The sequence below is a fragment of the Pseudomonas sp. PL-6 genome, from assembly GCF_054110165.1.
Genome location: NZ_CM134189.1, coordinates 4979440 through 5001370, shown reverse-complemented (window position 1 = coordinate 5001370; position 21931 = coordinate 4979440). Strand labels below are relative to the sequence as shown.

The following is a 21931-nucleotide window of genomic DNA, read 5'->3' as shown; positions in this document are numbered from 1 at the left end:
ACTCCTTACAGACTGTTGGCCTGGGCAACGGTGGGCAGTGGCGCAAGGGGGATCAGGTTGGCGGCGTTACCGCTGGTGAAGACCTGGTTGCCGACCAGGCGCAGCGGCACGACCTGATAGTCCTGCTCGATCTTCAGGCGCACCTGGGCGCCGAGCAGCTGCAGCTGGTGCTCGCCCTTCTTCAGGCGCAGGCGCACGATCCGCGTGCTGTCTGGCAGGGTGCGCCAGGTACGCTCGTCGGCGCCCTCGGTGATGGCCGAGGCGATACCCAGGGCCAGACCGGCCAGCGGGTTGACATCGTTGAGCTGTTTCTGTGCCACGCTGCGGGTAGCGGCGCGTACGCTGGTGCGCAGGATGATGCCGGGCATATCGTCGCGCAGGGCGCGGCGCGACATGGCCTCGGTGCTGTTGAGCTCGGTGAGGGACAGTGCCTCGCCGTTCAGCGCCAGGCTGTCGAGCACGGCCGTGGAGGTGTCGTCCTTGATCACCGGGAAGGACAGCGGTGTGATGATCAGGCCATTGCTGGTCGGGATCGGCAGGGGAATGCGCACCGAGTCTCGCGCCGGCGCCAGGCCGGTCTGCAGTACCAGCAGCACGTCGCTTTCGTCGTCGCCGCGGGCGCCCGGGTTGTCCAGGTCGAGCAGGGCCTGTTCCAGCAGCGGGGTGTCGGGGCGCAGTTCGGCGGCCTTGCGGTAGCCCGGCGCGGCCATGCCGCGTTCGCCCAGGGCCTCGTAGACGAAGCCGGAGAGGTAGTGGCTGAAGGCGCTCTGGTAACTGTTCTTCAGGCTAATCACTTCGGGGGCGTTGAGCGACTCTACGGGGTAGCCCTGCAGGTCCTTGAGTTCGGCGGTTATGCCCTGCTTCTCGGCTTCCTCCTCGCGCTTTAGGTATTCCCGATCGCGCAGTTCGGCAATCAGCGCCTCACGCTCGTGGGTTTTCTTGATCTCGATGCGCGCGGCCTCGAAATTGCCCAGAGCCAGGTGATTGATGGCCATCTGGGTGGTCAGCATGACCTTTTCGTAGTCGTAACCTTCGTAGCGCCGCACGCGGTCGTTGACCAGGACGCTACCGAACTCGCCCAGGTACTTGGCCGGGTCGCCGCGCACCGCCTCTTCCCACTCGAATACCTGGCGGTCGGCCTGAGCCCAGGCGTCCAGGCTGCCCTGCAGGTCGCCCTTGCTGCGCAGCAGTTCGCCCTTCTCGAAGTAGTAGAGAAGATCTTTGTTTTCCCCGCCGTTGTTCTTTTCCAGCAGCGCGATGGCCGCGTCGATATCGCCGGACTGCAGGTGGAGGTTGGTTTGCGTCAGCTCGCTTTCATAGCTGCGGAAAGCCGCGCAGCCACTCAGGAGCAAAGAGCCGCACAGCATGAGCGCGACTAGGGCACGAGATTGCATTGGAGACTCACATATCCATAGGGGTTCGTAAAAGTCGCCGACTCTTGCGGTCGGCTGGACGAGGTCCGCTTGGCATGCATGGCTTTTGGCTATCCTGCCAATCCCTCATAAATATGAGGGCCAAAATACCTTTTGGGCATATATGGTGGGGGCGTGAGTATATTCATAATTCCGTCATGAGTGATGGCCACTTGTCATTCTTTTGATATCAAAAAGATGTTGTATGGCCATCGCTCTGGCAGGCCTCTCGGCATCCGGCTCCGGATCGCAGCGGCAGAGCGTGAACCGCCGCCACGACAGCCGGTCTCAGTGCGCCTAGGCTGATCCGATTTCCCTCTGGCGAGTGCGCGCATGTCTTCCACCATTAACTCCACCCATTACGCCGACAGTCCCGACCTGGCCCTGGCGGCGTTGCGTCATCCGCCGCTGGAGCAGGCGCTGTCTGCCGCCTGTGCCGAGCTGGCGGTGCGGCAGGCTTATCTGGCGGCGCTGCGCGACCCGGCCATCGGTCCACAGCCGCGCCTGCTGCTGGCGGTGGCCGGCGCCGACGTGCGGGTGCAGCGGCGCCTGGCGGCGCTGGTGGCCGAGCTGCTGCCGGACGAGGTCGAGCTGGATCTGATCGAGCTGGCCGACGACAACCTGTCGCGTGCGGTGCGCGAGCGTTGCCAGGCCTTCTATCCGGCCTGAGTCACCAGGGAATCGGCTGGCCGTCCCAGGCCCAGAAGCTGCCGCTCTGTTCCGGGCCCTGGCCTTCCAGCACGGCGAGCAGGCATTCGGCGGCGAAGGCCGGGGTGAACAGCTGGTCCGCCGGCACGTTGGCCTGGAACGGCCGCGACAGCTCGGTGTCGGTGGTGCCCGGGTGCAGCGCCAGCACGCAGCTTTGCGGGTTGAGTCGGCGCAGTTCGATGCTGGCGCTGCGCAGCAGCTGGTTCAGCGCCGCCTTGCTGGCACGGTAGCTGTACCAGCCGCCGAGGCGGTTGTCGCCGATCGAGCCGACCCGCGCCGACAGCGCCGCCACGGTGCAAGGGTGCTGGCCGCGCAGCAGCGGCAGCAGGTGCTTGAGCAGCAGGATGGGGGCGAAGGTGTTGCGCTCGAAGGTCGCCTGCAGGCCGGCCAGGTCGAGCTGGGCGAGGGTCTTCTCGGCGCGGCTGGCGCCTTCCTGCAGGGTGCCGACGCTGCACAGCAGCAGGTTCAGGCGCACCTCGGCGTTCTGCAGGTGGCGGCTCAGGCTGTGCAGTTCGCGTTCGTCGCAGGCGTCCACGTCCAGGCATTGCAGGCGTTCGCCGTGGCGCCCGGCGAGGTCGTCGAGCGGCGCCGACTGGCTGGCATGGCGCGCCAGCGCCCACACCCGGGCGACGTCGTCGCGCGCCAGCAAGCGCTCGGTCAGGGCCAGGCCGATGCCGCGGCTGGCGCCGCAGATCAGCACTTCGGCGGGGGCGGACAGGCGCTGCCAGAACGTCATGGGATGCTCCTGCTGGTGGGGGCGCAGCTGGCATACTGGCCGCTGGCTTGTTCAGGATAGTGCAGCATGCGCGTGTGGATCGATGCCGACGCCTGCCCTCGGGCGGCGCGGGACCAGGTGGTGAAGTTCGCCCTCAAGCGGGGGTTCGAGGTGGTGCTGGTGGCCGGCCAGGCGGTGGCGCGGCCGAATTTCGCCTGCGTCAAACTGGTCGTGGTGCCCAGCGGCCCGGACGCCGCCGACGATCATCTGGTCGAACACGCCCAGCCCGGCGAGCTGGTGATCTGCAGCGACGTGCCGCTGGCCGATCGCCTGGTGAAGAAGGGCGTGGCGGCGCTCGATCCGCGCGGCCGCGAGTTCGACGAGCGCAACATGGGCGAGCGCCTGGCGGTACGCAACCTGTTCACCGACCTGCGCGAGCAGGGCCAGGTCGGCGGCGGCCAGGCGCCTTACGCGGAAAAGGATCGGCAGGCCTTCGCCAATGCGCTGGACCGGATCCTGACCCGCTTGAGCCGGTAACTCGTCCCGGATTGCATCCGGGCTACGGACTGCTCCGGCGGGAGGCGCTTTAGCGGCGATCGAGGTGGAGCCAGTCGCGGCTAAAGCCCCTCCCACGATGCCTGGACATCGCTACCCACACAGATAGGTGCCGGTGCCCACCGCCACCAGGGTGCCGTCGTCGCTGTGCAGCTCCATGCGCACCACCGCCACCTTGTTGCCGGCGCGCAGCGGCACCGCGGTGGCGGTGAAGCGCTGGCCGCGGCCGGGGCGCAGGTAGTCGATGCGCAGGTCGATGGTGCCCAGCTTGGACAGCTTGGCCATGCGCTCGGCGGCCGGCAGGTGCTGGTGGTTGGCGAAGGCGCCGATCAACGCCATGGCGCCACCGCAGACGTCGAGCAGCGAGGAGATCACCCCGCCGTGGAGGATGCCGTGGACGAAGTTGCCGATCAGCTCGGGCTTCATCGGCAGGTGCATGGTCACCCGCTCCAGGCTGAGCTCGTCCAGCTCGATGCCGAGCACCTGGTTGAAGGGGATGCGCTGGAAGAAGCCGGCCACCGCCTGTTGCAGGTCGGGGCTGAGGACGAAGGGCTGGGACATGGCAGGGGCTCCGGGAAATCCTGTCGCCACGCTGCCGCAGCGCGCCAGACTTGGCCAGAGGCAATGCAGGAGTACCCTGAGCATTGGCCGGATCGGCCTGGGCTGGCAGCCTGTAGGGTGGGTCGGGCGGCGTTCCGCTTTAGCCCCCCAATGGTGCTCAATGTGGGCTAAAGCCCACCCTACAGGGCCCGGCTTGGCGTTATCGCCAAGTAAGGCGCAACGCCACCTGCGCGCTCCAACCCGTCAGTGGTGCGCCAGCTCCAGCACCCGGTCGACCAGCTTGTTGATGCCCGACGCCGCCTCGGCGATGGACTGGGCGAGCATGTACGCGGGGGTGGTGACCAGCTTGTGCGCGTGGTCCTCGACGATTTCGCTGACTTCGCATTCATGGTGCTCGGCGCCCATCTGGGTCAGCGCGGCGGCGGTGTCGTGGTCGGTGCCGATGGTGCAGATCACCCCGGCGCCGAAGATCTTCGCCGCCAGGGCCGGGGCGATGCAGATCAGGCCGAGCGGCTTGCCGGCGCTGGCGAAGGCCTTGCACGCGGCCAGCACGTCGGGCTGCACGCTGCAGGCGGCGCCGCTGATGGCGAAGTCGGAGAGGTTCTTCGCCACGCCGAAGCCGCCGGGCAGGATCAGTGCGTCGAAGTCGGCCACGTGCAGCTCCTTGACGTCCTTGATCTTGCCGCGGGCGATGCGCGCGGACTCCACCAGCACGTTGCGCGTCTCGTCCATCTCGTCGCCGCTGTAGTGATCGACCACGTGCAGCTGCGTCACGTTGGGGGCGAAGCACTGCACCGTGGCGCCGCGCTGGTCGAGGCGCAGCAGGGTGATCACGCTTTCATGGATTTCGGCGCCGTCGTAGACGCCGCAGCCGGACAGAATCACTGCGACTTTTTTGTTCATGCTCGACTCCTGGTGAGGGTAAAGGGCGCCCGCGCCGGCACCTGGGTGCGGCGGGCGGCGGCTGTTGCCGATGCGGGGTGGCGGCGAGGCGTGCGCATGCTGTCGTCAAATGCCGCTCAGACTGTCATTTGCCGCCGCGAGCCGCGGCGGTCCGAGGACTAGGATGAATAACAGACTAGCCCCAAGACAAGCACAACGATACGGCTCGGCCATGAATTACGTTCTCTATGCGGTGCCCTTCTTCTTTCTCCTGATCGGCCTCGAACTGCTCGCCGATCGCTGGCGCGGCATGCGCAGCTATCGCCTGGCCGATGCCGTCAGTAGCCTCAGCACCGGGGTGCTGTCGCAGGCCACCGGGCTGCTGACCAAGGCGGTCGGCCTGCTCACCTACACCTTCGCCTGGCAACAGCTGGCGTTGTTCGAGCTTTCCGCCGATAGCCTGTGGGTGTGGCTGCTGGCCTTCGTCTTCTACGACTTCTGCTACTACTGGAACCATCGCCTGGGCCACGAACGCAACGTGCTCTGGGCGGCCCATGCGGTGCACCACCAGAGCGAGGACTACAACCTCTCCACCGCGCTGCGCCAGACCAGCACCGGCTTCGTCTTTGGCTGGCTGTTCTACCTGCCGATGGCGGTGGCCGGCGTGCCGCCGCTGGTGTTCCTCACGGTGGCGGCGCTCAACCTGCTCTATCAGTTCTGGGTGCATACCCGGCACATCCCCAAGCTGGGCTGGTTCGAGTGGCTGTTCATCACGCCCTCCAACCACCGCGTGCATCATGCGCAGAACCCTGTGTACATGGATCGCAATTACGGCGGCGTGTTCATTGTCTGGGATCGAATGTTCGCCACCTTCCAGGAGGAGCTGGACGACGAACCGGTGATCTTCGGTGTGACCACGCCGCTGGCCAGCTGGAATCCGCTATGGGCCAATCTGCAGGTCTATGCCGGGCTGTGGCGCGATGCGCGGCGCGCGGCGTCCTGGTGGGACCGCTTGCGCATCTGGTTTATGCCCACTGGCTGGCGCCCGGCCGATGTGGCGGCGCGCTACCCGCAGGAGAAGCCGGACCTGAGCCGCTTTCGCCAGTTCGAGGTGACGCTGGGGCGCGGTGCGCAGCTCTATGCCTTGCTGCAGTTCGTCTGCTACCTGCTGGCCGGGGTGTGGCTGCTGGCGCGGGGCGATTCGTTGGCAGTGGGCGGCGTGCTGCTGGCGTGCCTGTGGCTGGGCCTGGGTCTGTCCAGCATCGGCCTGTGGCTGGAGAATCGCGCTGGCGCCGTGCGCCTGGAGTGCCTGCGGCTGGGCTTGAATCTGCCGGCGTTCTGGCTTGCCGAGGTGCTCGGTCTACTGAGCATGGACCTGGCCGCCTGGTGCGCGCTGGCCGTCTACAGCCTGGCCAGCCTGCTGGCAATGTGGCTGGCGCGCTCGCGCGGCTCAGCCACTGCGGCCCTGGCGCCGCCGGTATAGCCAGGTCAGCGTCAGCAGCAGGGCCAGGCCGCCGAGCAGGTACAACTGGTAGCGGCGCAGCTCGTCGAGCAGGCCCCCCATGGCGTGGCCCAGGCTGTAGGCCAGCAGGCTCAAACCGCCGGCCCAGAGCCCGGCGCCGATGGCGTCGAGCAGCAGGTAGCGGCGCCAGGAGTAGCCGGACAGGCCGATGGCCAGCGGCATCACCGTGCGCAGCCCGTAGAGGAAGCGAAAGCCCAGCACCCACAGGTCCGGATGACGCCTGAGCAGGGCGCTGGCGCGCTCGCCCAGCGGTTGCCAGCGCGGGCGCCGGGCGAGCAGCGCGCGGCCGTGACGGCGGCCGAGGTGGAACCACAGCTGGTCGCTGGCGAAGGTGCCGAGGAAGGCGCACAGCGCCACCCATTCGATCTGCAGCAGGTCGCGCACCGCCAGGTAGGCGGCCAGCAGCAGCGATACCTCGCCTTCGAGGAAGGTGCCGAGGATCAGCGCCGGGTAGCCGAACTGGCGGATCAGGTCGTGCAGCATGGACGGTCTGCGCCTATGGGAAAGGCGCTCAGCCTACTCCTGCCGCGGTGCGCCCGAAAAGCGCCGGCGCATGCCACAATGCCCGGCAAAGCGTGCGACCCGCCGTCGCATCCGGTCATCCAGCTGTCATCATTTGGTCATAATGGCCGCTTATAACCGTCACACTGGCCCGCCCGTGCGGGCTCTGGAGTCTGCCGTGAGCGTTACCCCCGCCAATCGCCTGTTCCCCGCCACCCGCCTGCGCCGCAACCGCCGCGACGAATTCTCCCGCCGCCTGGTGCGCGAGCATCGTCTGAGCGTCGACGACCTGATCCTGCCGGTGTTCGTCCTTGATGGCGACAACCGCCGCGAGGTCGTGCCGTCGATGCCGGGCGTCGAGCGGCTGTCCATCGACCTGCTGCTGCAAGAGGCCGAGCACTGGGTGGCGCTGGGCATTCCGGCGCTGGCGCTGTTCCCGGTCACGCCGCTGGAGAAGAAATCCCTCGACGGCGCCGAGGCCTGGAACCCGGACGGCATCGCCCAGCGGGCGATTCGCGCCCTGCGGGCGAAATTCCCCGAGCTGGGGGTGATCAGCGACGTGGCCCTGGACCCCTTCACCACCCACGGCCAGGACGGCATCCTCGACGAGTCCGGCTACGTGCAGAACGACATCACCGTCGATGCGCTGGTCAAGCAGGCGCTGTCGCACGCCGAGGCCGGCGCCCAGGTGGTCGCCCCCTCGGACATGATGGACGGCCGCGTGCAGGCGATCCGCGAGGCGCTGGAGCTGGCCGATCACCCCAACGTGCGCATCATGGCCTACTCGGCCAAGTACGCCAGCGCCTACTACGGCCCGTTCCGCGACGCGGTGGGCTCGGCCGCCAACCTCGGCAAGGGCAACAAGCTCGGCTACCAGATGGACCCGGCCAACGGCGACGAGGCCCTGCACGAAGTGGCCGCCGACCTGGCCGAAGGCGCCGACATGGTCATGGTCAAGCCCGGCATGCCCTACCTGGACATCCTCTGGCGGGTGAAGGACGCCTACAAGGTGCCCACATTCGTCTACCAGGTCAGCGGCGAGTACGCCATGCACATGGCGGCGATCGAGAACGGCTGGCTGTCCGAGGCGGTCATACTGGAATCGCTGACCGCCTTCAAACGCGCCGGCGCCGATGGCATCCTCACCTACTTCGCCGTACGTGCGGCAGAACTCTTGCAACAGGGGCGCTGACGCCCCCAGGAACCCAGCAATGAACACCGAAGGACTCAGTAGCGAATTGCTCGACGCACCCCTGGTGCCGGCGGAGGTGGCGGTCGATCCGCCCGTGGTGGAGAGCCCGCCGCCGGCACCGGTGGCGGTGCCCAGCCTGGACGACAGCAGCCTGTACATCCACCGCGAGCTGTCGCAGCTGCAATTCAATATCCGCGTGCTGGAGCAGGCGCTGGACGAGTCCTACCCGCTGCTGGAGCGGCTGAAGTTCCTCTTGATCTTCTCCAGCAACCTCGACGAGTTCTTCGAGATTCGCGTCGCCGGCCTGAAGAAGCAGATCAACTTCGCCCGCGAGCAGGCCGGCGCCGACGGCCTGCAGCCGCACCAGGCGCTGGCGCGCATCAGCGAGCTGGTGCACGAACAGGTCGAGCGGCAGTACGCCATCCTCAACGACACCCTGTTCCCGGCCCTGGCCAAGCACAATATCAACTTCATCCGCCGGCGCTTCTGGACCACCAAGCTCAAGGCCTGGGTGCGGCGTTATTTCCGCGACGAGATCGCGCCGATCATCACCCCCATCGGCCTCGACCCGACCCACCCCTTTCCGCTGCTGGTGAACAAGAGCCTGAACTTCATCGTCGAGCTGGAAGGTGTGGATGCCTTCGGTCGCGATTCCGGTCTGGCGATCATCCCGGCGCCGCGCCTGCTGCCGCGGATCATCCGCGTGCCGGAGGAGGTCGGTGGTGCCGGCGACAACTACGTGTTCCTCTCCTCGATGATCCATGCCCACGCCGACGACCTGTTCCAGGGCATGAAGGTCAAGGGCTGCTACCAGTTCCGCCTGACCCGCAACGCCGACCTGTCGGTGGACACCGAGGACGTCGAGGACCTGGCCCGCGCGCTGCGCGGCGAGCTGTTTTCCCGCCGCTACGGCGATGCGGTGCGCCTGGAGGTGGTCGACACCTGCCCGAAGCACCTGCGCGACCACCTGCTCAAGCAGTTCGGCCTGACCGAGCACGAGCTGTACCAGGTCAACGGCCCGGTCAACCTGACCCGGCTGTTCAGCATCACCGGCCTGGACAGCCACCCGGAGCTGCAGTACACGCCGTTCACCCCGGTGATCCCCAAGCTGCTGCAGAACGCCGAGAACATCTTCAGCGTGGTCAGCAAGCAGGACATCCTCCTGCTGCACCCCTTCGAGTCCTTCACCCCGGTGGTCGACCTGCTGCGCCAGGCCGCCAAGGACCCGCACGTGCTGGCGATCAAGCAGACCCTGTACCGCTCCGGGGCCAACTCGGAGATAGTCGATGCCCTGGTGGAAGCGGCGCGTAACGGCAAGGAAGTCACCGCGGTGATCGAGCTGCGCGCGCGCTTCGACGAGGAGTCCAACCTGCAGCTGGCCAGCCGCCTGCAGCAGGCTGGCGCGGTGGTGATCTACGGCGTGGTCGGTTTCAAGACCCACGCCAAGATGATGCTGATCCTGCGCCGCGAGAACGGCGAGATCGTCCGCTACGCCCACCTCGGCACCGGCAACTACCACGCCGGCAACGCCCGCCTGTACACCGACTACAGCCTGCTGACCGCCGACGTGGCGCTCGGTGAGGACGTGGCCAAGCTGTTCAGCCAGCTGATCGGCATGGGCAAGACCCTGCGCATGAAGAAGCTGCTGCACGCGCCCTTCACCCTGAAGAAGACCCTGCTCGAGCTGATCGCCAAGGAAACCGCGGCGGCCGCCGAGGGCAAGCCGGCGCAGATCATCGCCAAGTTCAACTCGCTGACCGACCCCAAGGTGATCCGCGCGCTGTACAAGGCCAGCCAGACCGGGGTGAAGATCGACCTGGTGGTGCGCGGCATGTGCTGCCTGCGCCCGGGCATCGCCGGGGTGTCGCACAACATCCAGGTGCGCTCGATCATCGGCCGCTTCCTCGAGCACACCCGGGTGTTCTACTTCCTCAACGGTGGCGACGAGAAGATCTACCTGTCCAGCGCCGACTGGATGGAGCGCAACCTCGACAAGCGCGTCGAGACCTGCTTCCCGGTGGAGGGCAAGAAGCTGATCCTGCGGGTGAAGAAGGAGCTGGAGGCCTACCTGACCGACAACACCCAGGCTTGGGTGCTGCAGCCCGACGGCCGCTACCTGCGCCTGCAGCCCACCGGCAACCAGAACCCGCGCAGCGCGCAGTCCGGCTTGTTGGAGAAGCTCACCGCACCGCTGATCAGCGCTCGATAAAAAAGGCCGCAGGCCGGGAGAGGGCTTCGTGGCCCTGTTTCACGGTGTTTGTGGCCCTCTCCCCCCAGCCCCTCTCCCGTAAACGGGAGAGGGGTGACGAATCCCGCTGGCTCAAGTGATCAGCTGACGCTCAGGTCCAGGTCGATGCGCTTGAGCCAGGCCGCTTCGGCCTCGAAGTCGGCCTGGGTCAGCGGGTTGGCCGCCAGCCAGCCGTCGGGGAAGTGAATCTCCAGGCTGTTGTCGCCGGCCTTGAGCTGCACCTGCGGCATGTCCTGGCTGCCGCGGATATGGTGGAAGAGGATGGCAAAGCGCAGCAGCACGCACAGGCGCATCAGCTTGACGCCTTCCTCGCCGAACTCGGCGAACTTGTCCTTGGGGATGTTGCGCCGGTGGCCGCGCACCAGCAGGGCGAGCATCTGCTGATCCTGGCGGGAGAAGCCGGACAGGTCGGAGTGCTCGATCAGGTAGGCGCCGTGCTTGTGGTACTGGTAGTGGGCGATGTCCAGGCCCACCTCGTGCACCTTGGCGCCCCAGCTCAGCAGTTCGCGGTGCCAGTCGTCGTTCAGCCCCCAGTCGTCGGCCACCTTGTCCAGCGCCGAGAGCGCCTTGGCCTCGACCCGTGCGGCCTGATCCACATCGACGTGGTAGCGCTCCATAAAGGCCGACAGGGTGCGTTCGCGCACGTCCTCGTGCTGGTGACGACCGAGCAGGTCGTAGAGCACGCCTTCGCGCAGCGCGCCTTCGGAGTGGCTCATGCGCTGGATCTCGCAGGCGTCGAAGATCGCCTCGAGGATCGCCAGGCCGGCGGGGAAGATGCTGCGCCGGTCCGGCTTGATGCCGTCGAGTTCGAGCTTGTCCACCTCGCCCAGCTTGAACACCTTGCGCTTGAGCCAGGCCAGGCCCTCGGCGTTGACCTCGCCGTTGCCCAGGCCGGCGCCCTTGATGGTCAGGCCGATGGCCTTGATGGTGCCGGAGGCGCCGACGGCGTCCTCCCAGCCGAGCCGGCGCAGGCCCTGCTCGATGCCCATCAGTTCCAGGCGCGCCGCGGTATAGGCCTGGGCGTAGCGCGCCGGGGTGATCTTGCCGTCCTTGAAATAGCGTTGGGTGTAGCTGACGCAGCCCATCTGCAGGCTCTCGCGCAGCAGCGGCTCGAAGCGCTGGCCGATGATGAACTCGGTGCTGCCGCCGCCGATATCGGCGACTAGGCGCCTGCCGGGGGTGTCGGCGATGCTGTGCGACACGCCGAGGTAGATCAGCCGCGCTTCCTCGCGGCCGGAGATCACCTCGACCTGGTGGCCGAGAATCTCCTCGGCGCGACGGATAAACACCGCGCGGTTGCGCGCCTCGCGCAGGGCGTTGGTGCCGACGATGCGCACCGCGCCTTCCGGCAGGCTGGCGGTGAGCTGGGCGAAGCGGCGCAGGCAGTCGAGCCCGCGTTGCATGGCTTCTTCGCTGAGCTGGCGCTCGTCGTCGATGCCAGCGGCCAGCTGCACCTTGTCGCCGAGGCGCTCGAGGATGCGGATCTCGCCATGGTCGGCCTTGGCCAGCACCATATGGAAGCTGTTCGAGCCCAGGTCGATGGCGGCGATCAGGGGAAAACTCTCGGCGGGGGCTTGGGGCATGGTGGCGGCATCTCGGTCGATATCCGCGCCATCGTGCCACGACTGAGCGGATGAGCCAACGCATACGGATGTCGCATGAAACTGGTCTAGACCGCTGGCGCCCCGAGCGCCAGCGCCAGCAAGGGCTGCCGCAGGCACTGCTCGTCGCAGTTGGACCCGGCGCCGCCGCGATCCACCACCAGGAAGCGCCCGGGGCGCTCCAGGCACAGCAGCGGGTGGTGCCAGGTGCCGCGGGCATAGTTGACGCCCTGATCCGGTGCGCTGACGAAGGCGCGGATCTTCGACTCGTCCAGCGCGCCGGGCGGGGCGACGACGATCAGCATGCGCGCGCCGTCCACCGGGTAGAAGGCCTGGCTGCCCAGCGGGTGGCGTTCGAGCATGCGGATCTCGATGGGCGCGTGCCAGGCCTGGCCCTCGAACAGGCTCAGCAGCACCCGTGATGCGCTCCCGGCCGTCTCGATGCGGGCCAGGTCGTGGTAGCGGGTGGTGGTGCCGGCGTTGATCGCAAAGGATGTGGCGCCGGCCGCTTCGATCACCTCGCCGAAGGCGGCGAAGGCTTCGCGGCTCAGCGGCTCGATGCGCAGCGCCAGGGGCGCCGGCGCGTTCACAGGTTCACCGAGCCGATAAAGTTGCGCAGCTCCTCGGTCTGCGGCGCGGCGAACAGCGCCCTGGGGTCGCCGATCTCGTGCACCTTGCCCTGGTGCATGAACACCAGCTTGTCGCCGACCTCGCGGGCAAAACGCATCTCGTGGGTGACCATGATCAGGGTCATGCCCTCGCTGGCCAGCTGCTTGACCACCGCCAACACTTCGTTGACCAGCTCCGGGTCGAGCGCCGAGGTGATCTCGTCGCACAGCAGCACCTTCGGCGACATCGCCAGGGCGCGGGCGATGGCCACGCGCTGCTGCTGGCCGCCGGACAGGCGCTCGGGGTAGGCGTCGAACTTCTCCGCCAGGCCGACCCGTTCGAGCATCTGCCGCGCGACTTGCTCGGCTTCGGCGCGCGGGATCTTCTTCACCACCTGCGGCGCCAGCATGACGTTCTCGCCGACCGTCAGGTGGGGAAACAGGTTGAACTGCTGGAACACCATGCCGACCTTCTGCCGCAGGCTGCGCAGGTCGGCGCGGGCGGCGTCGATGTAGTCGCCGTCGACTTCGATCACGCCGTCGTTGATCGATTCCAGGCCGTTGAGGGTGCGCAGAAAGGTGCTCTTGCCCGAGCCGCTGCGCCCGATGATGGCGACCACTTCGCCTTCCTCGACCGCCAGGTCGATGCCCTTGAGCACGTGGTTGTCGCCGTAATACTTGTGCAGGGCGGTGACGTTAAGCAGTGACATTCAGCCTCCTTTCCAGGCGGTATGCGGCGAGCGAGAGCGGGTAGCAGAGCAGGAAGTAGCCGAGGGCGACGAAGCCGTAGACCATGAAGGGCTCGAAGGTGGCGTTGGCCAGCATGCTGCCGGTCTTGGTCAGCTCGGTGAAGCCGATGATCGAGGTCACCGCGGTGCCCTTGACCACCTGCACCGAGAAGCCCACGGTGGGCGCTACGGCGATGCGCAGCGCCTGCGGCAGCACCACATGGCGCAAGGTTTCCAGGCGGCTCATGGCCAGGCTCTCGGCGGCCTCCCACTGGCCGCGGCCGATGGCCTCGACGCAGCCGCGCCAGATCTCGGCGAGAAAGGCGCTGGTGAACAGGGTCAGGGCGCAGGCGGCGGCCAGCCAGGGCGACACGTCGATGCCGAGCAGGGCGATGCCGAAGAACACCAGGAACAGCTGCATCAGCAGCGGCGTGCCCTGGAACAGTTCGATATAGCCCTTGGCCAACAGGCGCGGCACCCGTAGCGGGGCGATACGCGCCAGCAACACCAGCAGGCCGGCGATGCCGCCGCAGACGAAGGCCACCAGCGACAGCAAAAGCGTCCACTGCAGGCCGGTGAGCAGGTTACGCAGGATGTCCCAGAGGGTGAAGTCCATCAGCGCTCTCCCATGACGAAGCGCCGGCCGACCCAGGCCAGTAGCTGGCGAATCAGGATGGCCATGAGCAGGTACAGCGCGGTGGTCAGCAGGTAGGTCTCGAAGGCGCGGAAGTTGCGCGACTGGATGAAGTTGGCGGCGAACGACAGCTCCTCGGTGGAGATCTGCGAGCACACCGCCGAACCCAGCATGACGATGATGATCTGGCTCGACAGCGCCGGCCACACCTTGCCCAGCGCCGGGCGCAGCACCACGTGGCGAAAGCTCTCGAAGCGGCTCATGGCCAGTGCCGCCGCGGCTTCCAGCTGGCCGTGGGGAATCGCCTGGATGCCGGCGCGGATGATCTCCGTGGAGTAGGCGCCGAGGTTGATCACCATAGCCAGCACCGCGGCTTCCCATTCGCTCAGGCGTACGCCGAGCGAGGGCAGGCCGAAGAAGATGAAGAACAGCTGGACGATGAAGGGCGTGTTGCGGATCAGCTCCACGTAGACGCCGAACAGGCGGTCGAACGGACGGATGCGCCAGGCGCGCAGTATCGCCCCGACTATGCCCAGGCCGACTCCGAGCACTGTGCCGACGGCGGTCAGGCCGAGGGTGAAGGCCGCGCCCTGCAGCAGCAGGTCGGACTGCTGCAGGACGGCGGCGAAGTCGAACTGGTAGGCCATGGCTCAGCGCTCCGCGCGGCTCAGAGGCCGGCCGGCAGCGGCTGCTTCAGCCACTTCTGGCTGATCGCCTCGAGGCTGCCGTCGGCCTTGGCGGCGGCGATGACGGCATTGACCTTGTCCAGCAACGCGGTCTGGTTCTTGTTCACGCCGACGTAGACCGGCGAGTCCTTGAGCTTGAGTTTCATGCTCGGAATGCGCTTGGGATTGCGTTCGGCGATGGCCACCATCACCACGTTGCCGCTGGCGATCAGCTCGACCTGGCCGGACAGGTAGGCGGCGATGGTCGAGTTGTTGTCCTCGAAGCGCTTGATGGTGGCGTCTTGCGGCGCGACCTTGCTCAGTTCGATGTCCTCGATGGAGCCGCGGGTGACGCTGATGGTCTTGCCGGCCAGGTCGTCAAGGCTGGCGATGGCGGCGTCCTCCGGGCCGAACACGCCGAGGTAGAAGGGCGCATAGGCGGCGGAGAAGTCGATCACCGCTTCACGCTCGGGGTTCTTGCCGAGGCTGGAGATCACCAGGTCGACCTTGCCGGTGGTGAGGAAGGGAATGCGGTTGGTGCTGTTGACCGGGGTCAGCTCCAGCTTCACCGCCAGCTTGTCGGCCAAGAGCTGCGCGGTGTCGATATCCAGGCCGCGCGGCTGCAGGTCCGGGCCGACCGAGCCGAACGGCGGGAAATCCTGCGGCACGGCGACTTTCAGCACGCCGGCCTTGCTGATGTCGTCGAGCGCATCGGCGTGAACGGTGCTGGCGCCGAAGGCCAGGGCGGCGAACAGGGTACCCAGCAGGGTGCGGTGAAATGTGCGCATGTCGAACTCCCGATGAATAAACGAAAACTGCAGCGTTTTGCCTGGCTCGTGCAGTGCATTGCCTGTGCCAAATTCAATGAAATCAGGGCCTGCATCGCTGCATGCGAGTGGAAACAAGGTCTTACTGGTCTGAACAGTTGGCGTAGCTGACCAGTTGGTCAGGGAGGGGCCTGTGCCATCTCGGTGCGTTCGCGCGGAGTGCTGTTCCACAAGGGGGCGTCGCTTGCCTGGAGTGGGCGTCTGGCCGTACAAAGGCGGCTTCACTGGACTGACCGGCCCGAACAGTCATGCACGCCACCGCTCCCCGCGCCGTACCCGAATACGCCCTGCAGGCGATCCGTCAGCTGATCGAGAGCGAGGGCTATCGCCCGGGCGATGCGCTGCCGTCGCAGCGCGACCTGGCCGAGCGCCTGGGCGTCAGCCGTGCGTCATTGCGCGAGGCGTTGTCGTCGCTCAGCGCGCTGGGCCTGGTCAGCGTGCAGGCCGGCAAGGGCGTGTTCGTCCAGGAACCGGCCAAGGGCGAGGCGGCCGGCGCTTTCGTCTGGCCTTTCGCCGCGCAGGTGTCGGCGGCCGATACCTTCCAGTTGCGCTTCGCTCTGGAGGGCTTCGCCTGCGGCCTGGCGGCCGGGGTGCTGACCGCGCAGGAGCTGGACCTGCTCGAAGACAACGTCGAGCAGATGCGCCGCGAGCTGCGCGCCGGCGACTTCGAACGGGCGGCGCGGCTGGATTTCGAGTTCCACCAGCGCATCCTCGCCGCCAGCGGCAACCAGGCGATGTTCGCCCTGGTGGCCTCCAGCGCCGAAATTTTCCTGGAGAGCCAGAAGCTGCCGTTCATCCGCCCGGAGCGGGCCATGGAAACCTGGCAGGAGCACCGCAAGATCCTCAAGGCCCTGGCCCGGCATGCCGCGGGCCCGGCGCAGAAGGCCATGCAGCAGCACATTCGCGCTGCCGCGCTGCGCACTGGAATAGCCTTCATCACGCTTGGTGATTGAAACTATTGAGTGGCTCAATTGCCAGTGCCTTTCGGTGTCAGGCAAGCCGGGCTATGATGGCGCCACTTTTTGCTTCCGATCACGGAGACTCCCCATGAGCGAATTCATCACCAACGTCAGCGATGCCAGCTTCGACCAGGACGTCCTCCAGGCCGAGGGTCCGGTTCTGGTCGACTACTGGGCTGAGTGGTGCGGCCCGTGCAAGATGATCGCGCCGGTGCTCGACGAGATCGCCAAGGACTACCAAGGCAAGCTCAAGGTGTGCAAGCTGAACATCGACGAGAATCAGGAAACCCCGCCGAAGTTCGGCGTACGCGGCATCCCGACCCTGATGCTGTTCAAGAACGGCAACGTCGAGGCGACCAAGGTCGGCGCGCTGTCCAAGTCGCAACTGGCGGCCTTCCTCGACAGCAATATCTGAGTTTCGTCGCTTGTGAAGAAGCCCCGCCTGGTGCGGGGTTTTTTCGTTTTCGGGCTAGACGCTGATTTTTCACGGTGTTAAATTCGGCCTCGCTGCATTTCCTATGCAGCCCTCTGCATGCCGTCGCCGACTCATTCCTATACGAACTCGTTCGCGATCCTGTCGCCTTCCCTGCGGCGCGGCCTCTCAAGCTAACAGCTTTCTTCTCCTCTCGATGATCACGTCATTCCTATGAATCTGACCGAACTCAAGCAAAAGCCGATTGCCGAACTGCTGGACATGGCCGAACAGATGGGCCTGGAAAACATGGCCCGTTCGCGCAAGCAGGACATCATCTTCGCCCTGCTGAAAAAGCATGCCAAAAGCGGCGAGGAAATTTCCGGTGACGGCGTGCTGGAGATTCTCCAGGACGGTTTCGGCTTCCTCCGTAGCGCCGACTCCTCCTACCTGGCCGGCCCCGACGATATCTACGTCTCGCCCAGCCAGATCCGCCGTTTCAACCTGCGTACCGGTGACACCATCGTCGGCAAGATCCGTCCGCCGAAGGAAGGCGAGCGTTATTTCGCCCTGCTCAAGGTCGACAGCATCAACTTCGACCGTCCGGAAAACGCCAAGAACAAGATCCTGTTCGAGAACCTGACGCCGCTGTTTCCGACCAAGCGCCTGACCATGGAGGCCGGCAACGGCTCCACCGAGGACATCACCGGCCGGGTGATCGACCTCTGCGCGCCGATCGGCAAGGGCCAGCGTGGTCTGATCGTCGCCCCGCCGAAGGCGGGCAAGACCATCATGCTGCAGAACATCGCCTCGAACATCACCCGCAACAACCCCGAGTGCCACCTGATCGTTCTGCTGATCGACGAGCGCCCGGAAGAAGTGACCGAAATGCAGCGCACCGTGCGCGGCGAAGTGGTCGCCTCCACCTTCGACGAACCGCCGACCCGCCACGTGCAGGTCGCCGAGATGGTGATCGAGAAGGCCAAGCGCCTGGTCGAGCACAAGAAGGACGTGGTCATCCTGCTCGACTCCATCACCCGCCTGGCGCGCGCCTACAACACCGTCATCCCCAGCTCCGGCAAGGTGCTCACCGGTGGTGTCGATGCCCATGCCCTGGAGAAGCCCAAGCGCTTCTTCGGCGCCGCGCGCAACATCGAAGAAGGCGGCTCGCTGACCATCATCGCCACCGCGCTGGTGGAAACCGGCTCGAAGATGGACGAGGTGATCTACGAGGAATTCAAGGGCACCGGCAACATGGAGCTGATCCTCGACCGCCGCGTCTCCGAGAAGCGCGTGTTCCCGGCGATCAACATCAACAAGTCCGGTACCCGTCGCGAAGAGCTGCTGACCGGCGAGGAAGAGCTGTCGCGCATGTGGATCCTGCGCAAGCTGCTGCACCCGATGGACGAAATCGCCGCCATCGAGTTCCTCATCGACAAGCTGAAAGCGACCAAGACCAACGACGAGTTCTTCCTGTCGATGAAGCGCAAGTAAGCGTCGCGTCTTGTCACCAGGCCGGGGAAACCCGGCCTTTTGCTATCTGCGCTCCCGCCGCGCCTTCTGAAAGCCCGACTTCGGCGCTAAACTTTGCGCCCGACTCCAGCCAGCCCGACACGAGGCTCCTGCATGCAGTATCGCGACCTACGCGACTTCATCCGCGAACTTGAACAGCGCGGCGAACTCAAGCGCATCCAGACCCCGGTTTCGCCCATCCTGGAAATGACCGAAATCTGCGATCGCACCTTGCGCAAGGGCGGCCCGGCGCTGCTGTTCGAGCAGCCCACCGGCTTCGATGTGCCGGTGCTCGGCAACCTGTTCGGCACTCCCAAGCGCGTGGCCCTCGGCATGGGCGCCGAGGATGTGGGCGAGCTGCGCGAGATCGGCAAGCTGCTGGCGTTCCTCAAGGAGCCGGAGCCGCCCAAGGGCCTCAAGGACGCCTGGAGCAAGCTGCCGATCTTCAAGAAGGTCATTTCCATGGCGCCCAAGGTGGTCAAGGACGCGCCCTGCCACGAAGTGATCGAGGAGGGCGACGAGGTCGATCTGAACCGGCTGCCGATCCAGCACTGCTGGCCGGGCGACGTGGCGCCGCTGATCACCTGGGGCCTGACCATCACCAAGGGGCCGAACAAGGAGCGGCAGAACCTCGGCATCTACCGCCAGCAGGTGATCGGCCGCAACAAGGTGATCATGCGCTGGCTCAGCCACCGTGGCGGCGCCCTGGATTACCGCGAGTGGTGCCAGAAGCATCCGGACCAGCCTTACCCGGTATGCGTGGCCCTCGGCGCCGACCCGGCCACCATTCTCGGCGCGGTCACCCCGGTGCCGGATACCCTGTCCGAATACGCCTTCGCCGGCCTGCTGCGCGGCCATCGCACCGAGCTGATCAAGGCTATCGGCTCGGACCTGCAGGTGCCGGCCAGCGCCGAGATCGTGCTCGAGGGCGTGATCCATCCGGGCGAGACCGCGCCGGAAGGCCCCTACGGCGATCACACCGGCTACTACAACGAGGTCGACACCTTCCCGGTGTTCACCGTCGAGCGCATCACCCGCAGAAAGCAGCCGATCTACCACAGCACCTACACCGGACGGCCGCCGGACGAGCCGGCGATTCTCGGCGTGGCGCTGAACGAGGTGTTCGTGCCGATCCTGCAGAAGCAGTTCCCCGAGATCACCGACTTCTACCTGCCGCCGGAGGGCTGCTCCTACCGCATGGCGGTGGTGACCATGAAGAAGCAGTACCCGGGCCACGCCAAGCGCGTAATGTTGGGGGTGTGGTCGTTCCTGCGACAGTTCATGTACACCAAGTTCGTTATCGTCACCGACGACGACATCAACGCACGGGACTGGAACGACGTGATCTGGGCGATAACCACGCGCATGGACCCCAAGCGCGACACCGTGATGATCGACAACACGCCGATCGACTACCTCGACTTCGCCTCGCCGATCTCCGGCCTCGGCTCGAAGATGGGCCTCGACGCCACCCACAAGTGGCCGGGCGAGACCAATCGCGAATGGGGGCGGGTGATCGAGAAGGATGCGGCCGTGGTGGCGCGCGTCGACGCACTCTGGGGTGAGCTGGGAATCGATTGATGAACGTCACCCTGCAACCCTCCGGCGTCACCCTCGCCCTGCAGCCCGGCGAGCGCATCCTCGACGGCGCCCGCCGCCTCGGCTACGACTGCCCGCAGAGCTGCCGCAACGGCAACTGCCATATCTGCGCCGCCTTGCTGGTGGAAGGGCGGGTGCGGCAGAACGGCGCCGAGCTGGATCACGGCGAGCTGTTCACCTGCCTGGCCGAGCCGCTGCAAGACTGCGTGCTGCACTGGGACGGCGTGCTGGCGCCGGGCGAGCTGCCGGTGCGCGAACTCAGCTGCCAGCTGATCGAATGCCAGGACGTCGGTGGCGACGTGTTCCGCGTACGCCTGCGTGCGCCGGCCGGCAAGGCGCCGCGCTACCACGCCGGGCAATACCTGCTGCTGCAGCGGCACGACGGCGAGATGGCGGCCTTCTCCCTGGCCTCGGCACCGCACTGTGGGCGCGAGCTGGAGCTGCATATCCTGGCGCGCGACGACAATACCCGGGCATTGCTCGTCTATCTGCGTGAGCAGGGGCTGGCCCGCGTGCAGCTGCCGTTCGGCGACACCCACCTGGCCGAGTTGCCGGACGGGCCGCTGGTGCTGATCGCCGCCGGCACCGGCATGGCGCAGATGCACAGCCTGATCGAACACTGTCGCGCTGCCGGTTTCGCCCATCCGGTGCACCTGTACTGGGGCGCGCGGCGGCCCGAGGACTTCTACGCCCTGCCGCACTGGAGCGACTGGCAGCGCCTGACCAACCTGCACCTGCATCAGGTGGTCAGCGATTCGGGTACTTGGGCGGGCCGTTGCGGCCTGCTGCACGAGGCGGTGCGCGAGGACTTTGCCGACCTCAAGGCGCTGCACGTCTACGCCAGCGGCTCGCCGGCGATGGTCTACGCCACGCTGGATGCGCTGGTCGAAGCCGGCATGGACGCCCACCAGATGCGCGCCGACGTATTCGCCTACGCGCCAAGAGGCTGAATTGAAAAAGCCGCCCCAGGGCGGCTTTGCTCATGTCAGCGTGCACACCGAGTCAGGCTCGGTGCGCATGGCGCACCCTACCGAACCTGCACCACCACCTTGCCCACCGCCTTGCGCTGGCCGAGGGCGTCGATCGCTTCGCCGCCCCGCGCCAACGGGAAGCTCTGCGACACCAGCGGTTTGAGCTTGCCTTCGGCGTGCCAGGCGAACAGCTGCTGGAAATTCTCGGCGTTGTCCTGCGGTTGGCGCTGGGCGAAGGAGCCCCAGAACACGCCCACCAGCGACGCACCCTTGAGCAGCGGCAGGTTGGCCGGCAGCGCCGGGATGCCGCCGCCGGCGGCGAAGCCGACCACCAGGAAGCGGCCGTTCCAGGCGATGCTGCGGAAGGCTTCCTCGAACAGCGCGCCGCCCACCGGGTCGTAGATCACGTCGACGCCCTGGCCGCCGGTGAGCTTCTTCACCTCGTCCTTCAGGCTCTGCTCGCTGTAGTTGATCAGCTCGTCGGCGCCGGCCTGGCGCGCCACCTCCAGTTTCTCCGCCGTGCTCGCCGCGGCGATCACCTTGGCGCCCATGGCCTTGCCGATTTCCACCGCCGCCAGGCCGACGCCGCCGGAGGCGCCGAGCACCAGCAGGGTCTCGCCCGGCTGCAGATTGGCGCGCTGCTTGAGCGCGTGCATCGAGGTGCCGTAGGTCATGCCGAAGGCGGCCGCGGTGGTCAGGTCCATGCTCTTGGGCACCGGCAGCACGTTGTAGGCCGGCACCGCCACTTCCTCGGCGAAGCCGCCCCAGCCGGTCAGCGCCATCACCCGATCACCGGCGCGCAGGTGGCTGACCTTCTCGCCCACCGCCTTGACCACGCCGGCCGCCTCGCCGCCCGGGGCGAAGGGGAAGGGCGGCTTGAACTGGTACTTGCCCTCGATGATCAGGGTGTCGGGAAAGTTGACCCCGGCGGCGTGAACCTCGATCAGCACTTCGTTCTTTTTCGGCTCGGGGCTGGCGATGTCTTCCAGCACCAGGGTTTCGGCGGGGCCGAAGGCTTTGCACAGCAGGGCTTTCATCGGATGGCTTCCTCCACAAAGGTGGCTTGCAGTGTAGGAGGGCGCCCGGGGCGGTCAACGAGCATGCCCGGCCCTGATAGCT

Annotated in this window: 22 protein-coding genes; 10 read left to right on the top strand and 12 right to left on the bottom strand. The window is 66.6% G+C overall.

What is annotated here, in order from left to right:
* Window positions 1-5: 5 nt before the first annotated feature.
* Window positions 6-1394, bottom strand: a complete 1389-nt coding sequence (locus ACW9UL_RS22010; RefSeq protein ID WP_457788287.1) for a COG3014 family protein — start codon at window positions 1392-1394, stop codon at window positions 6-8.
* Window positions 1395-1745: 351 nt separating this feature from the next.
* Between ACW9UL_RS22010 and ACW9UL_RS22005 the strand changes: the two genes are divergently transcribed.
* A complete protein-coding gene (locus ACW9UL_RS22005; RefSeq protein ID WP_122109427.1) occupies window positions 1746-2081 on the top strand; it encodes an enhanced serine sensitivity protein SseB C-terminal domain-containing protein in 336 nt (111 codons plus the stop codon).
* 1 nt (window position 2082) lies between these two features.
* Here the strand turns inward: ACW9UL_RS22005 and ACW9UL_RS22000 are convergent, their stop codons facing one another.
* Entirely contained in the window at window positions 2083-2856 is a 774-nt protein-coding gene (locus ACW9UL_RS22000) for an SDR family NAD(P)-dependent oxidoreductase (RefSeq protein ID WP_457788286.1), read from the bottom strand.
* A gap of 66 nt (window positions 2857-2922) precedes the next feature.
* Between ACW9UL_RS22000 and ACW9UL_RS21995 the strand changes: the two genes are divergently transcribed.
* Entirely contained in the window at window positions 2923-3372 is a 450-nt protein-coding gene (locus tag ACW9UL_RS21995) for a YaiI/YqxD family protein (RefSeq protein WP_021443376.1), read from the top strand.
* Between the two features lie 111 nt (window positions 3373-3483).
* Here ACW9UL_RS21995 and ACW9UL_RS21990 read toward each other — a convergent pair whose 3' ends face one another.
* On the bottom strand, window positions 3484-3951 hold the full coding sequence (locus ACW9UL_RS21990) for a thioesterase family protein (RefSeq protein ID WP_397497556.1): 468 nt from the start codon (window positions 3949-3951) through the stop codon (window positions 3484-3486).
* Window positions 3952-4194: 243 nt separating this feature from the next.
* A complete protein-coding gene (elbB, locus tag ACW9UL_RS21985; protein WP_021443374.1) occupies window positions 4195-4854 on the bottom strand; it encodes an isoprenoid biosynthesis glyoxalase ElbB in 660 nt (219 codons plus the stop codon).
* Between the two features lie 211 nt (window positions 4855-5065).
* Here elbB and ACW9UL_RS21980 point away from each other — a divergent pair, with 211 nt between their 5' ends.
* Window positions 5066-6316 (top strand): sterol desaturase family protein, encoded by a 1251-nt coding sequence (locus ACW9UL_RS21980; RefSeq protein WP_457788284.1) that lies wholly within the window; start codon window positions 5066-5068, stop codon window positions 6314-6316.
* On the opposite strand, the gene ACW9UL_RS21975 is transcribed toward ACW9UL_RS21980, so the two are convergent.
* On the bottom strand, window positions 6284-6838 hold the full coding sequence (locus tag ACW9UL_RS21975; protein WP_457788283.1) for a DedA family protein: 555 nt from the start codon (window positions 6836-6838) through the stop codon (window positions 6284-6286). The two genes, ACW9UL_RS21980 and ACW9UL_RS21975, sit on opposite strands and share 33 nt — an antisense overlap.
* 196 nt (window positions 6839-7034) lie before the next feature.
* On the opposite strand from ACW9UL_RS21975, the gene hemB reads away from it, so the two are divergent.
* Both hemB and ppk1 read left to right on the top strand, forming a co-directional pair.
* A complete protein-coding gene (gene hemB, locus ACW9UL_RS21970; RefSeq protein ID WP_021443371.1) occupies window positions 7035-8048 on the top strand; it encodes a porphobilinogen synthase in 1014 nt (337 codons plus the stop codon).
* Between the two features lie 19 nt (window positions 8049-8067).
* On the top strand, window positions 8068-10257 hold the full coding sequence (ppk1, locus tag ACW9UL_RS21965; RefSeq protein ID WP_122109420.1) for a polyphosphate kinase 1: 2190 nt from the start codon (window positions 8068-8070) through the stop codon (window positions 10255-10257).
* A gap of 119 nt (window positions 10258-10376) precedes the next feature.
* Here ppk1 and ppx read toward each other — a convergent pair whose 3' ends face one another.
* From ppx to ACW9UL_RS21935, 6 genes are all read right to left on the bottom strand, one after another.
* The gene (gene ppx / locus ACW9UL_RS21960) at window positions 10377-11879 is read right to left on the bottom strand and encodes an exopolyphosphatase (protein WP_397497560.1); all 1503 of its coding nucleotides are present in this window, start codon (window positions 11877-11879) and stop codon (window positions 10377-10379) included.
* 86 nt (window positions 11880-11965) lie between these two features.
* The gene (locus ACW9UL_RS21955) at window positions 11966-12487 is read right to left on the bottom strand and encodes an ureidoglycolate lyase (protein ID WP_457788281.1); all 522 of its coding nucleotides are present in this window, start codon (window positions 12485-12487) and stop codon (window positions 11966-11968) included.
* On the bottom strand, window positions 12484-13215 hold the full coding sequence (locus ACW9UL_RS21950; protein WP_457788280.1) for an amino acid ABC transporter ATP-binding protein: 732 nt from the start codon (window positions 13213-13215) through the stop codon (window positions 12484-12486). Before ACW9UL_RS21950 ends, ACW9UL_RS21955 begins: the two co-directional genes overlap by 4 nt.
* Window positions 13202-13852 carry an amino acid ABC transporter permease gene (locus ACW9UL_RS21945; RefSeq protein ID WP_177342887.1) on the bottom strand — a complete coding sequence of 217 codons (651 nt, stop codon included), beginning with the start codon at window positions 13850-13852 and terminating at the stop codon, window positions 13202-13204. The genes ACW9UL_RS21950 and ACW9UL_RS21945 overlap by 14 nt, the downstream gene beginning before the upstream one ends.
* Complete coding sequence (locus ACW9UL_RS21940; RefSeq protein ID WP_457788279.1) at window positions 13849-14514, bottom strand: amino acid ABC transporter permease; 666 nt, start codon at window positions 14512-14514, stop codon at window positions 13849-13851. The genes ACW9UL_RS21945 and ACW9UL_RS21940 overlap by 4 nt, the downstream gene beginning before the upstream one ends.
* A 20-nt stretch (window positions 14515-14534) precedes the next feature.
* Entirely contained in the window at window positions 14535-15320 is a 786-nt protein-coding gene (locus ACW9UL_RS21935; RefSeq protein WP_457788278.1) for a transporter substrate-binding domain-containing protein, read from the bottom strand.
* A 287-nt stretch (window positions 15321-15607) separates the two neighbouring features.
* On the opposite strand from ACW9UL_RS21935, the gene ACW9UL_RS21930 reads away from it, so the two are divergent.
* From ACW9UL_RS21930 to ACW9UL_RS21910, 5 genes are all read left to right on the top strand, one after another.
* Window positions 15608-16312, top strand: coding sequence for a FadR/GntR family transcriptional regulator (locus ACW9UL_RS21930; RefSeq protein WP_021443363.1), 705 nt, complete (start codon window positions 15608-15610; stop codon window positions 16310-16312).
* A 94-nt stretch (window positions 16313-16406) separates the two neighbouring features.
* Entirely contained in the window at window positions 16407-16733 is a 327-nt protein-coding gene (gene trxA / locus ACW9UL_RS21925; RefSeq protein ID WP_021443362.1) for a thioredoxin TrxA, read from the top strand.
* Window positions 16734-16964: 231 nt separating this feature from the next.
* Window positions 16965-18224, top strand: a complete 1260-nt coding sequence (gene rho / locus ACW9UL_RS21920; RefSeq protein WP_021443361.1) for a transcription termination factor Rho — start codon at window positions 16965-16967, stop codon at window positions 18222-18224.
* 132 nt (window positions 18225-18356) lie between these two features.
* Entirely contained in the window at window positions 18357-19823 is a 1467-nt protein-coding gene (gene ubiD, locus ACW9UL_RS21915) for a 4-hydroxy-3-polyprenylbenzoate decarboxylase (RefSeq protein WP_457788277.1), read from the top strand.
* Window positions 19823-20791 (top strand): CDP-6-deoxy-delta-3,4-glucoseen reductase, encoded by a 969-nt coding sequence (locus tag ACW9UL_RS21910; RefSeq protein WP_397497565.1) that lies wholly within the window; start codon window positions 19823-19825, stop codon window positions 20789-20791. Before ubiD ends, ACW9UL_RS21910 begins: the two co-directional genes overlap by 1 nt.
* 77 nt (window positions 20792-20868) lie before the next feature.
* Here the strand turns inward: ACW9UL_RS21910 and ACW9UL_RS21905 are convergent, their stop codons facing one another.
* A complete protein-coding gene (locus ACW9UL_RS21905) occupies window positions 20869-21849 on the bottom strand; it encodes an NADPH:quinone oxidoreductase family protein (RefSeq protein WP_021443358.1) in 981 nt (326 codons plus the stop codon).
* Window positions 21850-21931 lie beyond the last annotated feature (82 nt).